Here is a 1,910-nt window from a genome sequence, read left to right on the forward strand (position 1 = left end):
GGGGCTGTCGCACTAAGAAACTAGTGCGAGGCCCCTTTTTGTATGCGAAAATACTGTGTTTAACACAAAAATCGGGCTTCGAAAAGCCCGATTTTTGCTGTAAAATTAGTTTATGCTACTAAACAAAATCTTACAAGGAGATTATACTGTATCTTCCTTGTATCATCAAATCAAACTTCCGCTAGACATAGAAATATCCATTCCATCCGATGATCCGGTACGCCTGGTAAGTGCATTTGTGGAGGAAATGAATCTTTCTGATCTTTATGAGACTTATAACAGAATCAGAAAGAATCAGGCTACACCACGTCAGATGCTTAAGATTGTCATCTATGCAGCAATGAACAGAATCTATTCAAGTCGTGATATTGAGTCTGCCTGCAAGAGAGACATCAATTTCATGTACCTTCTGGACGGAGCGCCTGCTCCTGACCATTCCACCATCGCAAGATTTATATCAATTCATCTCTCACAGTGCGCCAAGCAGATCATGGCACAGGTAGGAACCATACTGCTAGAACTTGGTGAGATTTCAGGCGAAAACATCTTCATTGACGGAACCAAGATAGAGTCAGTAGCCAACAAGTATACCTTTGTATGGAAGAAAGCTGTATCAAAAAACATGATAAAGCTGACTGAAAAGATATGTACTTTCTGTGCCGAGTGTGAAGAACTCTATGGGATAAAAGTAGTATATAACGACCAAATATCATTACACACCATTAAGCGTCTAAGGAAGAAACTGTATAAACTTAAGGATGATGAAGATATCCAGTTCGTACATGGTATTGGAAAAAGAAAGACTCCACTCCAACGTTCAATAGAAAAACTTGAGGAGTACATAGAAAAGCTCAAAGAGTATAACCACAAGCTGTATGTATGCGGCACCAGAAACAGTTATTCAAAGACTGATACAGATGCAACATTCATGAGGATGAAGGAAGATGCCATGCTCAACGGCCAGCTTAAGCCAGCATATAACCTGCAGCATGGAGTGGATTCAGAGTATGTCACATGGCTGGATGTATTCCCGGCTCCAACAGATACCATTACGCTGATCCCCTTCCTTAAAGACATGGAGGAACATCTTACATTCAAGTATAAAAATATCGTTGCTGATGCCGGCTATGAAAGTGAAGAGAATTATATCTTTATCGAATCAAATGAGCAAACTGCATACATCAAGCCTCAGAATTATGAACTTTCAAAAACAAGAAAGTTCCGGCATGACATTAGCAGACGTGAAAACATGGACTATGATCCCGAATCAGACAGTTATATATGTAGAAATGGCAAACAACTCACTGCAGTATCCAAAAGGACACAGAAAACAGCAACGGGATATCAGCGGGAAGTAACTATATATGAGTGTAATAGTTGTGATAGCTGTCCTTACAAGAAAGACTGCATTAAAGGGAATAACTGCAAGACAGCGTTTGAAGATAGAAACAAGAGGCTTTCCGTTTCAAGAAAAATGGAAGAAAAGCGAGCAGAATGTCTTGAACGAATAACCAGCGATTACGGAACTCAGCTGAGAATGAACCGCAGTATTCAAGCGGAAGGATCATTCGCAAACGTGAAAGAAGACATGAACTTCAGAAGATATCTGTATCGTGGAAAAGAAAATGTTCTTGCACAGAGCATACTGCTGGCAATCGGCTATGATATAAATAAGCTACATCATAAGATTGCTGCTGAGCGAACAGGAACACACCTGTTTGAATTGAAAAAAGCCTCATAATTTTTGACACTTCAAAATGAAAAAGGCAACAATGCGCCGATTATCACATCGGCTTGTTAAAGTACTCAATTTTTCACAATAACAATGAAAACCATTTCTCAAATCCACAATTTATGGTAAGAAAAAGGGGCCTCGCTTAGATGATTTAATCATCTAAAGCGACAGCCCC

Annotated in this window: 1 protein-coding gene; it reads left to right on the forward strand. The window is 39.6% G+C overall.

Going from position 1 to position 1,910, the window contains the following annotated elements:
* The first annotated feature begins 112 nt into the window (after positions 1-112).
* Positions 113-1,741 (forward strand): IS1182 family transposase, encoded by a 1,629-nt coding sequence (locus BLP54_RS15535; RefSeq protein WP_090171560.1) that lies wholly within the window; start codon positions 113-115, stop codon positions 1,739-1,741.
* Positions 1,742-1,910 lie beyond the last annotated feature (169 nt).

The organism is Pseudobutyrivibrio sp. 49 (genome assembly GCF_900100545.1).
In the GTDB taxonomy this organism is placed as follows: Bacteria; Bacillota; Clostridia; order Lachnospirales; family Lachnospiraceae; genus Pseudobutyrivibrio.

Bases quoted from the DNA above. Each gene is read 5' to 3' on its own strand.
- BLP54_RS15535 (WP_090171560.1), top strand. From the start codon at position 113: ATGCTACTAAACAAAATCTTACAAGGAGATTATACTGTATCTTCCTTG.